The sequence below is a fragment of the Desulfobulbus rhabdoformis genome (assembly GCF_016919065.1).
Taxonomy (GTDB): domain Bacteria; phylum Desulfobacterota; class Desulfobulbia; order Desulfobulbales; family Desulfobulbaceae; genus Desulfobulbus; species Desulfobulbus rhabdoformis.
Genome location: NZ_JAFFQA010000120.1, coordinates 1 through 1,497 on the forward strand (window position 1 = coordinate 1; position 1,497 = coordinate 1,497).

The 1,497-nt window shown below is 45.0% G+C and carries 1 protein-coding gene; it reads right to left on the minus strand.

The genetic code is table 11. The features are described from left to right. Positions 1-99 precede the first annotated feature (99 nt). On the minus strand, positions 100-1,467 hold the full coding sequence (locus JWJ90_RS22640) for a transposase (protein ID WP_205229484.1): 1,368 nt from the start codon (positions 1,465-1,467) through the stop codon (positions 100-102). Between the last annotated feature and the right edge of the window lie 30 nt (positions 1,468-1,497).

Below are 1,497 nucleotides of genomic sequence, written 5' to 3' on the forward strand. Positions count from 1 at the left end.
TATTAACGAAAAATCGTATTTTTTAGGCGCATTTATCCATCCGTTCTTGCCCGCATTTTTCAGACAAGAAACCTGATCTTTGAAAATATAATTGCCCCGTTACCTTGATAACGGAACTTGCTTATGCTCCAGCAGGGATCGATAAAGCTCCTCCATTGTTTGGATGCTAAATTCATGGAATTTGCTTCGTACCTTCTCCCACAAGGATCGTTTACTTTTCCATTCCTTCCATGCGGCGTTGAACAATGGACAACACAACTGCAGGATCTGGTCAATTAAAAAAGCCAACATTGTCAACATGATAAACACCTCCGACAAGTACTTTTTGCCCAAACCGTAATTGTGCCCAAAATTATACCCTTGATTCTTCAGTGTATTAAAGGTCTCGTTTTCTATTTTCCAGCGGGCTCGGGCCCCCCGCATGAACAGATACACATTATCTTCTGTGACATCTAGGTCGGTAACCCAGCTGAAACGCTGGATTTTTCCTGTTTTGGTATTCTCCTCCCAGTACTCGACAAAGGTGACTCGCCGTTCTTGGTTAGATTTATTGAGCGGGGCGTCATAGACGATGCGAAAATAATGAAGGAGCTCCTCTTTGACCTTATCAGCAATAACCAGTTCGATCGCCTCTCCGGCTTCGGCCGCACGGTCGACGTGCTGAAAGAGAAATTTATGGTCGCCCTCTTTGACGCCGAGGATGTAATGACAGGCATACTGCTCAAGGTCGTCGATATGTGGCGCATTGGAACTCAGAGCGTCTTCGTTGATAATAACCTTAAGATGCGGATGATCTTGACGAAATTTTTTTAGGAATCTTTTGATAGCGTTACGTTCACAGTCCATCTTTGTCTGGCCGTCCTGTTTTCGAATTGCTTCAGGGCTCAGGGGGATGACCTCTTTGAAATTGGGATGAACAAAGGCAGCTCCAACAACTTGCAGGTAATAGGTACGTTTGCCGTTCTTGTGGATTTTTTCCATGCATGCATCGCTATAGAGCTTACTTGAAGAAAAGTACCCGGTGCCGTCAAGATTGAGAAGATAGCTGTCTTGCATAAAAACCATCTGCTCGAGGATCTTGCCCCGTTGCAATTGCCTGAATGCATCTTTGAACAATGGCCTAAGGTCATTTGGGTCAACGTCATCCAGTATTTCGCGCATGGACGTATCGCATGGTATGGTGCCCATACCGTATATGGTCATGAGATTATGCGGTCCTTTCTTTCTGCGTTCATCAAAGGCAAGCAAAGAGGGGTCTTTGAGAGAGAACATGGCAAAACCTGCCATGCATGTATCCCCCAGGGAATGCTGGACATTGCCTGGGCGGTGGTCTTGAATTGCGTCAAATCCTTTTTTCATGGTCGCGATGAGAGCATCACTGTTCAAATGCTTACGTACGGTAATTTTTTCCATGCGTGCGATATCTCTCTTGCGAGTTTTTACGGTGGATGAAATTTGATTCGACATGGCGCCTCCTTGTAAGTTGTTGTTTTTCTT